At 70.3% G+C, this 16,225-nt stretch carries 16 protein-coding genes; 9 read left to right on the forward strand and 7 right to left on the reverse strand.

From position 1 onward, the window contains the following. Positions 1-43: 43 nt before the first annotated feature. Together ACWC09_RS17280 and ACWC09_RS17285 are read right to left on the reverse strand one after the other, a co-directional pair. Entirely contained in the window at positions 44-967 is a 924-nt protein-coding gene (locus tag ACWC09_RS17280; RefSeq protein WP_450851368.1) for an alpha/beta fold hydrolase, read from the reverse strand. Positions 968-1,111: 144 nt separating this feature from the next. Beyond that, on the reverse strand, positions 1,112-1,558 hold the full coding sequence (locus tag ACWC09_RS17285) for an ATP-binding protein (RefSeq protein ID WP_450851369.1): 447 nt from the start codon (positions 1,556-1,558) through the stop codon (positions 1,112-1,114). A 223-nt stretch (positions 1,559-1,781) separates the two neighbouring features. On the opposite strand from ACWC09_RS17285, the gene ACWC09_RS17290 reads away from it, so the two are divergent. From ACWC09_RS17290 to ACWC09_RS17330, 9 genes are all read left to right on the forward strand, one after another. Next, positions 1,782-2,594, forward strand: coding sequence for a hypothetical protein (locus tag ACWC09_RS17290; RefSeq protein ID WP_450851370.1), 813 nt, complete (start codon positions 1,782-1,784; stop codon positions 2,592-2,594). A gap of 116 nt (positions 2,595-2,710) precedes the next feature. Beyond that, the gene (locus ACWC09_RS17295) at positions 2,711-3,436 is read left to right on the forward strand and encodes a YcnI family copper-binding membrane protein (protein ID WP_450851371.1); all 726 of its coding nucleotides are present in this window, start codon (positions 2,711-2,713) and stop codon (positions 3,434-3,436) included. Between the two features lie 79 nt (positions 3,437-3,515). Then, positions 3,516-4,169, forward strand: a complete 654-nt coding sequence (locus ACWC09_RS17300) for an SCO family protein (RefSeq protein WP_450851372.1) — start codon at positions 3,516-3,518, stop codon at positions 4,167-4,169. After that, positions 4,166-4,627 carry a copper chaperone PCu(A)C gene (locus tag ACWC09_RS17305; protein ID WP_450851373.1) on the forward strand — a complete coding sequence of 154 codons (462 nt, stop codon included), beginning with the start codon at positions 4,166-4,168 and terminating at the stop codon, positions 4,625-4,627. Before ACWC09_RS17300 ends, ACWC09_RS17305 begins: the two co-directional genes overlap by 4 nt. A 13-nt stretch (positions 4,628-4,640) precedes the next feature. Continuing rightward, a complete protein-coding gene (locus ACWC09_RS17310; protein ID WP_450851374.1) occupies positions 4,641-6,857 on the forward strand; it encodes a copper resistance CopC/CopD family protein in 2,217 nt (738 codons plus the stop codon). 8 nt (positions 6,858-6,865) lie between these two features. Beyond that, positions 6,866-8,185 (forward strand): iron uptake transporter deferrochelatase/peroxidase subunit, encoded by a 1,320-nt coding sequence (gene efeB / locus ACWC09_RS17315; RefSeq protein ID WP_450851375.1) that lies wholly within the window; start codon positions 6,866-6,868, stop codon positions 8,183-8,185. A 98-nt stretch (positions 8,186-8,283) separates the two neighbouring features. After that, entirely contained in the window at positions 8,284-9,216 is a 933-nt protein-coding gene (gene pheA / locus ACWC09_RS17320) for a prephenate dehydratase (protein ID WP_450851376.1), read from the forward strand. Between the two features lie 531 nt (positions 9,217-9,747). After that, positions 9,748-11,025, forward strand: a complete 1,278-nt coding sequence (gene serS / locus ACWC09_RS17325; protein WP_450851377.1) for a serine--tRNA ligase — start codon at positions 9,748-9,750, stop codon at positions 11,023-11,025. Next, positions 11,022-11,846 carry an HAD family hydrolase gene (locus tag ACWC09_RS17330; protein WP_450851378.1) on the forward strand — a complete coding sequence of 275 codons (825 nt, stop codon included), beginning with the start codon at positions 11,022-11,024 and terminating at the stop codon, positions 11,844-11,846. The genes serS and ACWC09_RS17330 overlap by 4 nt, the downstream gene beginning before the upstream one ends. 401 nt (positions 11,847-12,247) lie before the next feature. Here ACWC09_RS17330 and ACWC09_RS17335 read toward each other — a convergent pair whose 3' ends face one another. The 5 genes from ACWC09_RS17335 to ACWC09_RS17355 all read right to left on the reverse strand — a co-directional run bounded on the left by ACWC09_RS17335 (position 12,248) and on the right by ACWC09_RS17355 (position 16,031). Further along, the gene (locus ACWC09_RS17335) at positions 12,248-12,448 is read right to left on the reverse strand and encodes an SGM_3592 family protein (RefSeq protein ID WP_450851379.1); all 201 of its coding nucleotides are present in this window, start codon (positions 12,446-12,448) and stop codon (positions 12,248-12,250) included. 81 nt (positions 12,449-12,529) lie between these two features. Then, positions 12,530-13,249 carry an ABC transporter permease subunit gene (locus ACWC09_RS17340; RefSeq protein ID WP_450851380.1) on the reverse strand — a complete coding sequence of 240 codons (720 nt, stop codon included), beginning with the start codon at positions 13,247-13,249 and terminating at the stop codon, positions 12,530-12,532. Positions 13,250-13,259: 10 nt separating this feature from the next. After that, a complete protein-coding gene (locus ACWC09_RS17345; protein WP_450851381.1) occupies positions 13,260-14,171 on the reverse strand; it encodes an ABC transporter ATP-binding protein in 912 nt (303 codons plus the stop codon). Further along, complete coding sequence (locus ACWC09_RS17350; protein ID WP_450851382.1) at positions 14,168-15,076, reverse strand: ABC transporter permease; 909 nt, start codon at positions 15,074-15,076, stop codon at positions 14,168-14,170. Before ACWC09_RS17350 ends, ACWC09_RS17345 begins: the two co-directional genes overlap by 4 nt. Then, entirely contained in the window at positions 15,066-16,031 is a 966-nt protein-coding gene (locus ACWC09_RS17355) for an ABC transporter ATP-binding protein (RefSeq protein WP_450851399.1), read from the reverse strand. The genes ACWC09_RS17350 and ACWC09_RS17355 overlap by 11 nt, the downstream gene beginning before the upstream one ends. Positions 16,032-16,225 lie beyond the last annotated feature (194 nt).

Below are 16,225 nucleotides of genomic sequence, written 5' to 3' on the forward strand. Positions count from 1 at the left end.
AGGTCGTGGCGTGCGGGTACCGGAGGGCGGCGCCCGATCGGGGTCACCCCCGGTCGGGGGCGGGGTCGTTGTCGGTGCCGTCCCCGTCGCGGTCCGTCGCGTCATGCTGCGCAGCCCAGCCGATGATGCCGGTCATCACACGCAGCGCTCCGAAGTGGGCGGCGTGGCGTTCGACCTCGACGCGGGCGGTCGGGATGTTGCGGCCGAGCCAGCGGGTGTGTTCCACCGGGGCGAAGATGTCCTCCTCCCCGTGCCAGAGGTAGACGGGGGCGGTGATCCCGGACAGGTCGAAGCCCCAGCTGGTGCTGAACGCCATCACGTCGTCCACCCATCCGTCGGCCGAACTGCGCAGCCCCTCCGCGAAGTTGCGCTCCAGCATGGCCTGGATGCCGACGTCCGCGACGATCCAGCGGTCGGACTCGGGCAGTTCGCTGCGCATCTCGGCGACGGAGGCCGCCGGATCCGCGCGGATCGTCAGAGAACGGCTGCCCAGGGCCGCGGAGAGCCGGTGCCGGCCCGCGGCCGCGTTGACGTAGGCATGGACGTTGGCCTCGGTCATCCCGTCGAACCAGTCCAGGTCGGAGGCGTCCGGAGGCGCGAGACCCACCAGCGCCCCGGCCCGTGCCGTGCGGTCCGGCAGCAGGGCCGCGCAGGCGAGCGCGTGCGGGGCGCCGCCGGAACGGCCGACCACCCCGAACCTGCCGATCCCGAGGGCGTCGGCGATCAGGCGCACGTCGTCGGCCGCGGCGCGGACCGTGCGGCCCGGCCGGCGGTCCGAGTCACCGTAGCCCGGCCGGTCGAACGTGATCAGCCGGATGCCCATGCGGTAGAGCACCGACGGCCGTGGGGCGGGCCCCAGCCTGCTGCCGGGAGTGCCGTGCAGGAGGAAGACCGGGCGTCCCCGCGGATCCCCCCGCTGCTCGACCGACAGCCGCCGCCCGTCCCCCGCGTACACCGTCCACGCCATTGACAGTCCCCCTGCAGCACACAGTGTGCCGTCACCGCCGTCTGGTCAGTATGCAGACCGGCACCGCCGCAGTCATGCCATCGGCAGGGGAGGTCGCGCGCCCGGCCGCGACCGCGTGTCCCGGGCGTCGCCGGCGCGGCACCGTCACACCGCCATCAACGGCGCGTCCTTCCGCCACTTGAGGATCTTGTCGAAGCTCACCACCGTGCCGCCACGCCCCGGCTTGTCGCCGATGTGGACGTGGTCGGCGAGTTCCCGGATCAGATACAGGCCTCTGCCGTGCTCGGCGTCGGCGCGGGCGGGCGGGGCGGGCTGGGTGTCCGGGAAACCGGGACCCGAGTCCGCGACCTCGATACGGCACTTCTCGCCGTCCAGATAGGCGGTGACCCGGTACGCCTGAGAGGACGCGCCGCGCGCGGCGTCCCCGCCGTGCTCGACGGCGTTCGCGCAGGCCTCGCTGAGGGCGACCGAGAGGTCGTAGGAGATGTCGGGGTCGACGCCCGCCGTCTCCATCGCGCCGAGCAGCAGCCGCCGGGCGAGCGGGACGCTCGCAGCTTCACGCCGCAAGTGGAGTGACCACCAGATGCTCATGCTCCAGCCTCCCGGCCGCGGCTCGACATACCGTTTGTTATTGCCGCGAGTACCCGGGTGTAAGCACGGAGTTGACGTGATACCGCCCATATGGGCGCTGCATCCAGGACGGAATCAGTGTATGTGTGGGCGGCTCACACCAGAGAGTGACCTTCCGGTCCGTACGTCACCTTGTGGACCTGCCGTATGGGGGCGATAAGTCCAGTGCGATGATGGGCCCGCCATGACTGCCCCCCACCAGCGCACGGCGCGCTCCGGACGAGACGTCCGGATTCTTCGGGCCGCGGTGTTCGCCGCGGTCTGTGTCGTGCTGGCCGCCGGAGGGCACGCGCTGGCCTCCTGCGCCACGATTCCGCTGTGGACCCTGGGCGCGGGATTCCTGGGGGTCTTCCTGGTCGCGGCGCCGCTCGCCGGACGCGAGCGCACACTGCCCGGGATCGCCGCGCTGCTGGCGGCCGGACAGACCGTGCTGCACACGCTGTTCGGGCTGGGGCAGCACACGGCATCCGCCGGCAGAACGCCCATGGCCTCGATGTCCGACGCCTCTGTGGTCGAACGGGCCGCGCGGCTCGTGTGCGGGACCACCACGGCCGCGATCAGCCCCGCCCACGCCCGCAGGCTCCTCGCCGACGCGCGGATCTACCCGGACACGGCCATGAGCATGGACATGGGCTCCCTGCACCAGGCCGGTGCCGGTTCCACCGGTTCCGCCGCTTCCATGGCCACGCTGCTGCCGTCCCTGCCGATGCTCCTCGGCCACGCCCTCGCGGCGCTCGCCGCTGGCTGGCTGCTGCGCCACGGGGACCTCGCGCTGCTGCGGCTGATCCGGCTCTCCAAGGGCGCGTTCGTACGATCCCCGGGCGCCGCGCTCGCCCTGGTGCGCGCCCTGCGCTCCGGGCTCCCGGCCGCGCCCGAGCCGGGCCCGCGCACGCCGCGCACCGCTCTGCTCGCGCCACCCAAGCCCCGTACCACCGCACTCCAGCACACGGTGATCCGGCGCGGCCCGCCCGCCGCGCAGCTCTCCCTCGCCGCCTGACGCGACGCGACCGCCACTCCACCACCTTCCGGAGCGGGGACCGCCGTCGTGCGGCACACGCGCGTGCCCACGCGCGCCCCTCACCGGAACTCACTCGATGTGGAGTGCTCCCTGCCATGAAGGCTTCTCGTCTCGCCGCCTCCGGCGCTGTCGCCGGCGCCGCCGTGCTCGCCCTGTCCGCTCCCGCGTTCGCGCACGTCAGCGTGGAGCCCGAGGGCACCGCCGCCAAGGGCGGCTACGCGGTCGTCGACTTCAAGGTCCCCAACGAGCGCGACAACGCCTCGACCACCAAGCTCGAGGTCACCTTCCCGACCGACCATCCGCTGGCGTCCGCGATGCCCGAGCCGATGGCCGGCTGGAAGGTCGAGGTCACCAAATCCAAGCCGGCCAAGCCTCTGGAGATGCACGGCGAGAAGGTCACCGAGGCCGTCTCCAAGATCACCTGGACCGCCGAAGGCAAGGGCATCGAGCCCGGCTACTTCGAGAAGTTCCCGGTCTCCGTGGGCGCGCTGCCCGAGGACGCCGACGAACTCGTCTTCAAGGCGGTCCAGACGTACTCCGACAAGGAGGTCGTGCGCTGGATCGAGGTCCAGCAGGACGGCCAGGAGGAGCCCGAGAATCCGGCGCCGGTGCTGACCCTGTCGGCCGCCTCCGCGGACGGGCACCACGGTTCCGCGACGGCCGAGGACGCGTCCGACGTCAAGGAGACCGCCGCCGACACGACCGCCTCGCCCGACAGCAGTGACACCACCGCGCGTGTGCTCGGCGTCGTCGGCATCGCCGTCGGCGCGCTGGGCGTGGCGTACGGCGTGCTGGCCGGCCGTCGGCGTACCGACGCCTGAGGTCTTTGATTCGCCCTGTGCACCGGGGGTCTACGGCCCCCGGTGCACACCGGAGCTCTCACATCTGGGACATTTTTCTATGCGCAAGAAGACGTTCGCCGCGGCCGCGCTGCTCGCCGCCGCCTCTCTGACCCTCTCCGCCTGCGGCAGCGGCGACAGCGGTGACTCGCCGGTCGCCGTGGTCTCCGAGGACACCTCGCAGAAGGCGGCGACCCTGCTCGACACCCCGTTCGAGAAGCCGGACCTGGTCCTCACCGACACCCAGGGCAAGAAGTACGACTTCCGCAAGGAGACGGCCGGCAGGCCGACGCTGATCTACTTCGGCTACACCCACTGCCCCGACATCTGCCCGACGACGATGAGCAACATCGCCGTCGCCAAGAAGCAGCTGCCCAAGGCCGAACAGGACAAGCTGCAGGTGGTGTTCGTGACCACCGACCCGGCCCGTGACACCCCCACCGAGCTCGGCAAGTGGCTCAAGGGCATCGACCCGAAGTTCGTCGGCCTGACCGGCGGCTTCTCCACCATCCAGGCCGGCGCCCGCACCCTCGGCATCTCCATCGAACCGACCCACAAGGACAAGAAGACCGGCAAGACCGTCTCGGTCCACGGCACCCAGGTCATCGCCTTCTCGCCCAAGACCAACGGCGGTTACGTCCTCTACGGCGAAGACGCCACCGTGGACGACTACACCAAGGACCTCCCCAAGATCATCAAGGGGCAGAACCCGTGACCAGGCTCGCCCCCACGGCCCTGCTGATAACCGGCGCCCTCGCCCTCGCGGGCTGCGGCGGCTCCGGTTCCTCCGGCGCCGACCGGCCCGAACTGGCCGTCAGCGCCTCCTACATGCCCCAGCCGATCACGGACGAGATGGCCGCGGGGTTCTTCACCGTCGCCAACAAGGGCGACGCCAAGGACGAACTGACCTCCGTCACCAGCGACGCGGCGGACAGCGTCACCATGCACGAGACCGTCGGGCAGTCCATGCGGGAGGTCAAGGCCCTGGATGTGCCCGCACACGGTCAACTCGTGTTCAAGAGCGGCGGCAACCACCTGATGTTCGAGAAGCTGAAGCGACAGCTGAAACAGGGCGCGACCGTGACCGTCGAACTGCACTTCGCCAAGTCCGGCCCGATCAAGGTTGAGATGCCCGTGAAGTCGGCCACGTACAACCCGGCAACCGGCCACTGAGGGAGGGATCACCGTGACACCGACCATCACCCCCCGCCGTATGCGGACCATGGTGCTGCTGTTCCTGGCGGTGATCGGCGCGCTCCTCGCCGGCGCCGGACCGGCCTCCGCGCACGCCGCGCTGACCGGCAGCGACCCCGCGCAGGGGGTGGTGGTCGACAAGGCGCCCAGCCAGGTCACGCTCACCTTCTCCGAGAAGGTCGCCACCAACTCCGACTCCCTGCGCGTCCTCGACCCCAAGGGCAAGCGCGTCGACACCGGCAAGCCGTCCGACATCAGCGGCACCACCTACGCCGTACCGCTGCACAGCGGGCTGCCCGACGGCACGTACACGGTGGCCTGGCAGGTCGTCTCGGCCGACAGCCACCCCGTCGCGGGCGCCTTCACCTTCTCCGTCGGCGCCCCCTCCCAGACCTCCGTCTCGGTCTCCGGCGACACGGCCGGCGGCGGGATCGTGGGCTGGCTGTACGGCTTCGGGCGGTACATGTCGTACGCCGGCTTCATCGTCATGGTCGGCGGCGGCGCGTTCGTACTGGCCTGCTGGCAGCGGGGCTCGGGCGTACGGGCCGTGCAGCGGCTGGTCGTCTCCGGGTGGCTGGCGCTCACCTCGGCCACCCTCCTGCTGCTGCTCCTGCGCGGCTCCTACACCAGCTCCGGGAAGTTCGGCGAGGTCTTCGACCTGAGCCTGCTCGGGCAGGTGCTGCAGACCAAGACGGGCGCGGCCCTGGTGTCCCGACTGCTCCTCCTCGCCGCGGCCGCGCTGTTCATCGCCGTGCTGTTCGGCGCGTACGACAAACGCGAGGACGACGAGAAACGGGACCTGACCTTCGGGCTCGCGATCGGCGGGGTCGTGGTGTCCGCCGGGCTCGCCGCGAGCTGGGCGATGGCCGAGCACGCCTCGACGGGACTCCAGCCCGGCATCGCCATGCCCGTCGACGTCGTCCATCTGCTCGCGGTCGCGGCCTGGCTGGGCGGCCTGTGCGCACTCCTGGTCTCGCTGTACCGCTCGGACACCCCGATCGAGGCGGCGGCCGTACGCCGCTTCTCCCGCCTGGCCTTCGGCAGCGTCCTCGCCCTGGTCGCGACCGGCATCTACCAGTCCTGGCGCCAACTCGGCTCCTGGTCGGCCTTCACCGACACGGCATACGGCCAACTCCTCCTCGTCAAGATCGGCCTCGTGGCCCTGATGGTCGGCATCGCGTCGATCTCCCGGCGCTGGACGGCACGACTGGCGGACACGGCCGTGGTGGAGCCGCGTGAGCTGGAAGGGGCGAGCGAGGAGAACGCGGCGGAGGCCGACACCCTGGGCGAGAAGGAGCCGGCGGGGGCCCGGGCGGGGGCCGGCTCGACGAAGACAGCGACCCTGTCCGGCGGTTCGGCGGGCGGCGGAGGCTCCAAGACCGGTGAAGGCTCCGCGACCGACGGGGTTGCGGGGGCTCGGGGCGCGGCGGCCGCCGAGGTCAGGGGGGCCGGTCGGGGCTCGGCGGCCGGCGGTGGTGCGGGGACCGCACGTACCTCTGCGACTGCCGTCGACTCCGGTTGCACCGACGCGTCCGGGGACTCCGGTGAACCCACCGACTCCGAGGGCGCCTCCGAGACTCCCGCGTCCGACGACGCCGATACCCCCGCCGACGCCAAGCGCGCAGGGCAACTCGCCCGCCAGCAGGCCGCCATCGACACCGCACGCCAGAAGCGCGACCGCGACGCCGACCCCGACCGCTTCGGGCTACGGCGCTCCGTACTCGCCGAGGCGGGCGTCGCCGTCGTCCTGCTGGCCGTCACCACCGTGCTGACGCAGACCGAGCCCGGCCGCACCGAGCTGGAGGCCAAGGCGGCCACCTCGTCCTCGTCGTCCTCCTCCTCTTCCGCCACGGCGGACTCGTCGTCCGGCGCGGTCACGCTGACCATGCCCTTCGACACGGGCGGCACCGACGGCAAGGGCGTCGTCTCGGTCGACCTCGACCCCGCGCGCGTGGGCGGCAACGAGATGCACGTCTACGTCACCCGGCCCAACGGCCGCGCCTTCGACGTCCCCGAGGTGAAGGTCGCCTTCACCCTGGAGGTCAAGAAGATCGGGCCCCTGCCCGTCACCCCCGACCACGTCACCACCGGCCACTGGACGGCGACCGGAGTGCAGATCCCCATGGCCGGCGACTGGAAGGTCGCCGTGACCGTACGGACCTCCGACATCGACCAGGTGACCGTCTCCAAGAACGCGCAGATCGGCTGAACCGCACCATGGCTGAACAGTCCACCCCGGCGGCCCGGACCTCCGACGGGACCGAGGAGACGTCTCCCGAGGGCACTGTTTCCGGGAACTCCGAGAACGGCCCCTCCAGGGACGGCATCTCCCGCCGTGCTCTCCTCGGCACCGCCGGCGCCACCGGCCTCGTGCTCGGCGCGGCCGGTGGCGCCGTGGGATACACCGCCGCGCCCTCCCAGGCCGCTCCGCTGACCTCGCTGGGCGCGGACATGGCAATGTTTCACGGGAAACATCAGCCCGGTATCACCGAGGGCCTCCAGGCCAAGGGCCACCTCATCGCCTTCGACCTGGCGGCAGGCGCGGGCCGCAAGGAGGCCGCCGCCCTGCTGCGCCGCTGGTCGGCGTCGGCCGAGCGGTTGATGGCGGGCGAGGCCGCGTCCAGCGACGACACCGACGTGGCCCGGGACGCCGGCCCGTCCTCGCTGACGATCACCTTCGGCTTCGGGCACAGCTTCTTCGCCCGCACCGGCCTGGAGAAACAGCGCCCCGTCTCCCTCGACCCACTGCCCGACTTCTCCTCCGACCACCTCGACAAGGCCCGCAGCGACGGCGACCTGTGGGTGCAGATCGGCGCCAACGACGCCCTGGTCGCCTTCCACGCCCTGCGCGCCATCCAGAAGGACGCGGGCGGCGCGGCGAAGGTCCGCTGGCAGATGAACGGCTTCAACCGGACGCCGGGCGCCACCACCCGCACCATGACGGCCCGCAACCTCATGGGCCAGCTGGACGGCACCCGCAATCCGAAGCCGACGGAATCCGACTTCGACAAGCGGATCTTCGTGCCGTCCTCCGGCTCCCACGACCCGTCCTGGATGGCGAACGGCTCCTACGCCGTCGTACGCCGTATCCGCATGCTCCTCGACGACTGGGAGAAGCAGTCCCTGTCGGCCCAGGAAGCCGTCATCGGGCGCCGCAAGTCCAACGGGGCGCCGCTGTCGGGCGGTTCCGAGACGACCGCGATGGACCTGGAGAAGACCGACGCCCAGGGCGATCTCGTCGTCCCGATCAACGCCCACGCCCGCATCACCCGCCCCGACCAGAACGGCGGCGCGGCGATCCTGCGGCGACCGTTCTCCTACCACGACGGCATCGACACCGACGGCGTCCCGGACGCGGGCCTGCTCTTCGTCTGCTGGCAGGCCGACCCGCTGCGCGGCTTCGTCCCCCTCCAGCGCAAGCTGGACCGCGGCGACGCCCTGTCCACGTACATCCGCCACGAGGCGAGCGCCCTGTTCGCGGTGCCGGGCGGGGCGGCGAAGGGGGAGTACGTGGGGCAGGCGCTGCTGGAAGGGTGAGGAGCGCCGGTTCACTCACCGGAGGGCGGGTTCACTCACCGGAGGGGCGCTCGTGCGACGGGTGAGCCTCGCTTCCTTGAGCCCATTAGGGTGAAGACATGCCAGCGAGCTACGCCTATCTCGGCCCCGAGGGCACCTTCACCGAGGTCGCCCTGCGCACGCTTCCCGAGGCGGCGACCCGGGAGCTGATCCCGTACGTGTCCGTCCAGTCCGCGCTCGACGCGGTCCGCGCCGGCGAGGCCGAGGCCGCGTTCGTGCCGATCGAGAACTCCGTCGAGGGCGGCATCACCACCACCCTCGACGAACTGGTCGCGGGCGCCCCGCTGATGATCTACCGCGAGGTGCTCCTGTCGATCACCTTCGCCCTGCTCGTCAGGCCCGGCACCAAGCTCTCCGACATCAAGACGGTCTCCGCCCACCCGGCCGCCCAGCCGCAGGTGCGCAATTGGCTGAAGAAGAACCTCCCGGACGCCCACTGGGAGTCCGCCGCCTCGAACGCGGACGCCGCGCGTCTGGTCCAGGAGGGCCAGTACGACGCCGCGTTCGCCGGCGAGTTCGCGGCCGCCCGGTACGGTCTGGAGGCCCTGGAGACCGGGATCCACGACGCCGAGAACGCGCAGACGAGGTTTGTGCTGGTGGGCCGCCCGGCCCGGCCCGCCGCACCGACCGGCGCCGACAAGACGTCCGTCGTGCTGTGGCAGCGCGACGACCACCCCGGTGGTCTGCGCGACCTCCTGGGCGAGTTCGCCACCCGCGGCATCAACCTGATGGTGCTGCAGTCCCGCCCGACCGGCGCCGGCATCGGCAACTACTGCTTCTGTATCGACGCCGAGGGCCATATCTCCGACCGCCGGGTGGCCGAGGCCCTGATGGGGCTCAAGCGGATCTGCCTGGAGGTGCGGTACCTGGGCTCGTACCCGCGTGCGGACGTGGGCGTCGAGGGCGTGGGCACACCTCGGCTCGGGACTTCGGACAAGGAGTTCGTGGCGGCCTCCGACTGGGTGGCGCGCTGCCAGGACGGCCGGTTCTGACGCTGGTCCTACCTGCAGATTTTAGTTATCCACAGGTGTTATCCACAGGCTGGCTTCTCGACCTGGGGATAAGTCGACAGCGGCACGCGACCCAGTCGACAAATCGCCCTACAGCCCGCCCCCGGGTTCACCGGCGTGCACATCACCCTTCGTCCACTCTTTTCCTTTGCGCAATCCTTTGGGGTGACCTATTTCCACTCGAAAGTGAGGGTAAATGCGGTTTGTCCTGGGAATCCCTCGGCTCACGGCCGCGTTTCGGATTGATCAATTCCGAAGTCCACAGATCATCCACACAGCCTGTGGATAACTCTTGGGAGGGTGTGGATCGCTGTGGACAACCCTGACCCAAGTCCCGTCCCCCGCAAGGAAATCGAGTCAACCGGGCGCCCGCCGCCTGCCCCGTCTCAGGGAGTGGGACACCTTTTATTGACACAGCTCGCAATTGTCTCATAACGGAACGTAAGCCGCGATTCGGAACTGTTGGGAATGGTGAGTCGTGGGCCCTGCCCCCGCACCGGTAGCCTTGACCGCGTGATTGACCTTCGCCTGCTCCGTGAGGACCCCGACCGTGTGCGCGCGTCCCAGCGCGCCCGTGGAGAGGACGTCGCGCTCGTCGACGCTCTCCTCTCCGCCGACGAGCGGCGCAGGTCGTCCGGCGTCCGCTTCGACGAGCTGCGTGCCGAGCAGAAGTCGCTCGGCAAGCTGATCCCCAAGGCCTCCGGGGACGAGAAGGCCGAGCTGCTGAAGAAGGCGGGCCAGCTGGCCGCCGACGTGAAGGCGGCCGACGCCGAACAGCACGAGGCCGACGAGGAGACCAAGCGTCTCGTGCTCCAGCTCGGCAACCTCGTGCACCCCGACGTCCCGGTCGGCGGCGAGGAGGACTTCGTCGTCCTGGAGACGCACGGCACGATCCGCGACTTCGCCGCCGAGGGCTTCGAGCCCAAGGACCACCTCGAGCTCGGCGAGGCGCTGGGCGCGATCGACGTCGAGCGTGGCGCGAAGGTGTCCGGCTCGCGCTTCTACTACCTGACGGGTGTCGGCGCGCTGCTGGAGCTGGCCCTGGTCAACGCGGCGATCGCGCAGGCCACGGAGGCCGGCTTCATCCCGATGCTGACCCCGGCGCTGGTACGCCCGCGCGCCATGGAGGGCACGGGCTTCCTCGGCCAGGCCGCGGAGAACGTGTACCACCTGGAGAAGGACGACTACTACCTGGTCGGCACCTCCGAGGTCCCGCTCGCCGCGTACCACATGGACGAGATCCTCGACGCCGAGAAGCTGCCGCTGCGCTACGCCGGTTTCTCCCCGTGCTTCCGCCGCGAGGCCGGCACATACGGCAAGGACACGCGTGGCATCTTCCGCGTGCACCAGTTCGACAAGGTCGAGATGTTCTCGTACGTCGACCCCGAGGACGCGGAGAACGAGCACCGGCGGCTCCTGGAGTGGGAGAAGCAGTGGCTCACCGGCCTGGAGCTGCCCTTCCAGGTCATCGACGTGGCCACGGGCGACCTCGGCGCGTCGGCGTCTCGCAAGTACGACTGCGAGGCGTGGATCCCGACCCAGGGCAAGTACCGCGAGCTGACCTCGGCCTCCAACTGCGACAGCTTCCAGGCCCGTCGGCTGTCGGTGCGCATGCGCGACGGCAAGAAGGTGCAGCCGCTGGCGACGCTCAACGGCACGCTGTGCGCCGTACCGCGCACCATCGTGGCGCTCCTGGAGAACCACCAGCAGGCCGACGGCTCGGTGTACGTGCCGAAGGTGCTGCGCCCCTACCTGGGCGGCCGGGAGGTCCTGGAGCCGGTCGCCAAGTGAGCGACACGACTTCGTCCACGGCCGGGTCCTTCCCGTACACGCTGATCGCGACCGACCTCGACGGAACGCTCCTGCGCTCCGACGAGTCGGTCTCGCGGCGCACCCGTGACGCCCTCGCCGCGGCCACCGCCGCGGGTGCCGCGCACATCGTCGTCACGGGGCGCGGAGTCCCGTGGACGCGGCACATCCTCGACGACCTCGGGTACGCGGGCCTCGCGGTCTGCGGGCAGGGTGCGCAGGTCTACGACGCCGCGGAGCACCGTCTGCTGACGTCCGTGACGTTGGACCGGAAGCTGGCCGGGGTCGCTCTCGCGAAGATCGAGGCGGAGGTCGGGCCGCTGTATCTGGCGGCGAGCCGGGACGGGCTGCAGGGTGAGGTGCTGGTGGGGCCGGGGTACGCACTCGCCGGCGCGCTTCCGACCACCCCTTTGACGGACGCGTCCGACTTGTGGGCCGCCCCGCTGAACAAGATCTACATACAGCATCCGACGCTGACGGACGACGAGTTGGCCGAGGCGTCGCGTCAGGCTGCGGGCGGTTTCGTCAACGTCGCGATGGCCGGCGAGGGCATCGTGGAGCTACTGCCGCTGGGGTTGTCGAAGGCGACGGGATTGTCCTTGGCGGCGCGGCGGCTCGGGCTGAAGGCCGCGGACACGCTTGCCTTCGGCGATATGCCGAACGACATTCCGATGTTCGCCTGGGCGGCTCGGGGTGTGGCCATGGGCAACGCGCATGAGGAGCTGCGGGCGGTCGCCGACGAGGTCACGTCTTCCCACGAGGAGGACGGCATCGCGGTGGTACTGGAACGACTGCTGTCGTAGCTGCGGGCAGTCGTGCCGCTGGGGCGGCACGGGTGGGCGCAGCGGCACCTCCTGGCGCCGAGTTGCGCGACCTACCCGTGCCGTCAGCAGGACGCCCCTTGGGACAGAGGCGTCAACGGGGAAGGCGGCCCACGCGAGAGCGACATCGCGTGCTCGAAGCGGCCGCCCCGGGCAGCTCCCCGTGCGGAGCGGGTTCGACGGTGGGGTAACTACACCGGAACCCGCCGCGGGCTGCCCTGTCGGGAGCTGGACGTACTGTCGTGCATGGACATCGTCCGGCTCCTCTCCCAGAACGTGGCGCCGGAGCAGCATCCGAAAGTGCGGGCGTCCGGCGGTGTGGACACAACCACTGTGCCTGTCGGACGAGTTGGACGCCACCGAATAAAACGGCCGTACGACGCTCAGCGTCGACGCCACTTGCGCCGGCGCGCCTTGCTGAAGAACCACCCCGCCGGCGGCTCGTCGGAGCGCCACGGCCGGGGTTCGGGTTCCTCGGCGCGCCAGCGGGCGGCGAGCATACGGGCGCGGGCTGAGGGCTCGGTCGTCTCGGCGGACCGTATGAAGTTCTCGTCCAGGGCGAGGTCGTCCCAGTTGTCTGCCATCCCCATTCCTCTCAGCCCAGCCATTCCCTTTTGCCCAGTGTGCCCGGACAGAGGTGAAGTCTCTGTCAATAAGGGCGGTGTCTACTCCTCGCCGGCCAGCGTCAGCGAGCGCAGCTTCTGGCCCGCGTACCAGGTGGCCAGGACGGTGACGACGATCAGCAGCACCGTCGCCGTCGGCAGGCCCACATCGGAGGTGACCAGGTCTCCCCCGGCGACCTTGTGGGCCACGGCAAGGGACCACTGCTGGACGCTGAGGGTGCGTGCACCGGCGACCAGGGAGCCGAACAGGGCCTCCCAGACCAGCGCGTAGACGAGGCCGAAGACCACCGCGTGCCGGGACACCGTGCCCAGCAGCAGGAACAGGGCCGCGTAGGCGATCGAGGCGACCAGGGCGGCGACCGTGTAGGCGACGGCGATCTGCTGGCCGTTGCCGTTGAGGATGAACCCGGCGATGAGCGTGGGCAGGGCCGAGAACACCATGGTCACGGCGATGGCCACGATCAGCTTGGTGAAGATGATCGTCGGACGTTTCACCGGCTTGGAGAGGAGGTAGACGACGGAGCCGTCGTCGATCTCCGGGCCGATCGCTCCTGTGCCGGCGATGACGCCGATGATCGGCACCATGGTGGCGAGCGCGAGGCCGCCGAGCAGGTCGGCGGCCGTCTGGTCGTCGGCGCCGGCGAGGCCGCGGACGACGACGGAGATGGCGATGAGCAGCAGGGGCAGGGCGCCCAGGATGAGGGCTCGGCGCCGGCCGAGCAGGGCTCGGTAGGTAAGTCGGGCGACTGTGGGGTCGTACATCTTCGGCCTCCTACGCCGCGACCAGATACGAGAAGACGGACTCGAGGGACTCGTCGGACGGCGAGACCGTGAGCAGCCGGATGCCGTGGTCACGGGCGACCCGGGGAAGCAGCGCGGTGAAGCGGCCGAAGTCGACGGCCTGGATGCGCAACGCGCCCTCCGCGAGGTCGACTTCGATGCCGGACGTCGACGGGTCGACGATCAGTGCGGCCGCGAGGGCGCGGTCGTCGCTGGAGCGCACCAGGTAGCGGTGCGGGCGGTCGGTCATCAGACGGCGGATCTTGCGGAAGTCGCCGCTGGCCGCGTGCCGTCCGGCGACCACGACCTCGATGTGCCAGGCGAGTTGCTCGACCTCTTCGAGGATGTGGGAGGAGAAGAGGACCGTGCGGCCCTCGTCGCCCATGCGGCGCAGCAGGTCCATGAGCTGCATGCGCTGGCGCGGGTCCATGCCGTTGAAGGGCTCGTCGAGCAGGAGCAGCGACGGGTCGTGGACCAGGGCGGACGCCATCTTCACGCGCTGGCGCATGCCCTTGGAGTACGTCGAGATCTTGCGGTCCTGCGCGTACTCCATCTCGACCGTGGCCAGGGCCTTTTGGGCGGCCTTGGCGCCGAGGCCGTGCAACTCGGCGTTGGCGACGACGAATTCGCGGCCGGTGAGGAAGTCGTACATCGCCTCGCGCTCGGGGACGATGCCGATGTGCTTGTAGATGGCCTCGTTGCGCCAGACCTGTTGGCCGTCGAGGGTGACGGTGCCGGTGGAGGGGGCCAGGAAGCCGGCCATCATGTTGATGAGGGTGGACTTCCCCGCGCCGTTCGGGCCGAGCAGGCCGGTGACGCCGGGGCCGATGGTCATGGTGATGTCGTTGACGGCGACCACGTTGCCGAACCAGCGGGAGACGTGGTCGATGTTGAGCGTGGTCACAGGCCCACCTTCTTGTAGCGGCGCAGCAGGAGGCCGTAGCAGCCGGCGATCAAGCCCAGGACGACCAGGACGTAGACCGCGCCCTCGCCGTTGCCCGGGCCGACCGCTCCGGGGAACGCCGAGCTCGCGCCGAGGAACGCCGACTGGACGCCGTCGATGAGCGTGACGGGAGAGAAGAGGCCGATCCAGGGGATCGCGCTGGTGCTGGCCTGGTTGTCGGCGATGGCCTGGAGCGTGGAGACGGCGCCGTAGGAGATGGTCATGACGGCGATGACGGCGGCGATGCCGAAGCCGCGCCGCGGGGTGACCGATGCGATGACCAGGCCGATGCCGGCGAAGAGGAGCGAGAGCAGTGCCACGGAGACGAGTCCCTGTGCGAATCCCTTGGTCTGGTCGGCGAAGTCGAGCTTCGCCAGCAGCGCGCCCACATAGAGCACGACCAGCGGGGCGGCGGTGAGGATGAACATCGCCGAGGCCAGCGCCGCGTACTTCGCGCGCACGTAGTCGGCGGTCTCGATCGGCCGCGAGAAGTAGAGCGGCACGGTCTTGAAGCGCAGGTCGCGCGAGACGGACTGGGGTGCCTGCGAGGCGACGTACAGGCTGATGACGGCCTGCATGATGATCGCGTAGCGCGTGTAGTCGACGGGCAGATCCTTGGCCTTCGTGGCGACGGCGACGGCGACCATGATGGCCGCGGGTACACACATCACCACGAACAGCAGCATCGGCAGCACCTTGGACTTGATGGACCGTCCGAGGCCGTAGGCGCCGCGCAGGGACTGCGAGTAGAGGGAGCGGGTGGCGTACGAGCGGCCGAGGCGGGGGCCGTCGTAGTTGCGGTAGCCGATGTTGTGGATGCGGGTCTGGTCACCCGGCTGTGCGGCTACGGGGTGCTCAACTGCCATGGACGGCCGCCTCCTTTTGCTGCTCGTCCTCGCTCGTGAAGACCTCCGAGATGTGGTGCCGGCGCTGCTCCATCCGCACCAGGCCGAGGCCCAGGTCGGCGACGACGTCGCGCACGAGGTCGTAGGTCTCCTCGCCCTGGGCGGTCAGCAGCAGGATGTGGCCGGCGCCGGGGAGGCCGCTGCCCTCGTCCTGGAGCTCGACTCCGCGTGCGTGGAGCGCCTCGCGCACCGCGCGCGTGCCGTTCGGGTGCTCGTCGGTGTCGGTGACCTCGATGGCGAGGGTGGTGGTGGTCTGGGTGAAGTCGGTGGTGGAGCTGGAGCGCAGGAGCTTGCCGCCGTCGATGACGACCACGTGGTCGCAGGTGCGCTCCAGCTCGCCCAGCAGATGGGAGGTGACCAGGACCGAGATGCCGAAGTCCGTGTAGATGCGGCGGATGAGGCCGAGCATCTCGTCGCGGCCGACCGGGTCGAGGCCGTTGGTCGGCTCGTCCAGGAAGACCAGCTGCGGGTCGTGCACCAGGGCCTGGGCGAGCTTCACGCGCTGCTTCATGCCGGTCGAGTAGCCGCCGATGGGACGGTAGCGCTCCTCGTACAGGCCGACGTGGCGCAGCGTGTCCGCGGTGCGCTCGCGCGCGGCGGTCGGCGGCAGGCCGGACATACGGGCCATGTGCACGACGAACTCGGTCGCCGAGACGTCCGGCGGCAGGCAGTCGTGCTCCGGCATGTAGCCGACGCGCTCGCGGATGGCGGCGCCCTTGGTCGCGACGTCGAGCCCGAGCACTTCGGCGCGGCCCTCGGAGGCGGGGGACAGACCCAACAGGATCTTGATCATGGTCGACTTGCCGGCTCCGTTGGCTCCGACGAGCCCGGTCACACCGGGTCCGACGTCGACGGACAGCCGGTCAAGCGCGGTCACCCGGGGGAACCGCTTGCTCAGGCTTTCGGTCGCGATCACAGTCACGCTTCGAAGGTAGTGACCCGGGCCACGCCGGTCGTCAGACCGCAGAGCTGTCTTGGCCTCAGACTCCAGACGTACGGGTCCGTAGGGGGAACCCCTACCTGAGAGCTACGCAGAGTGATCCGCCACGCAGCGTCGTCGGCGGAGTTGCCCACAACCCCGACATCTCCTGTTGACGCAGACTCTAACAA

The organism is Streptomyces sp. NPDC001617, assembly GCF_053596855.1.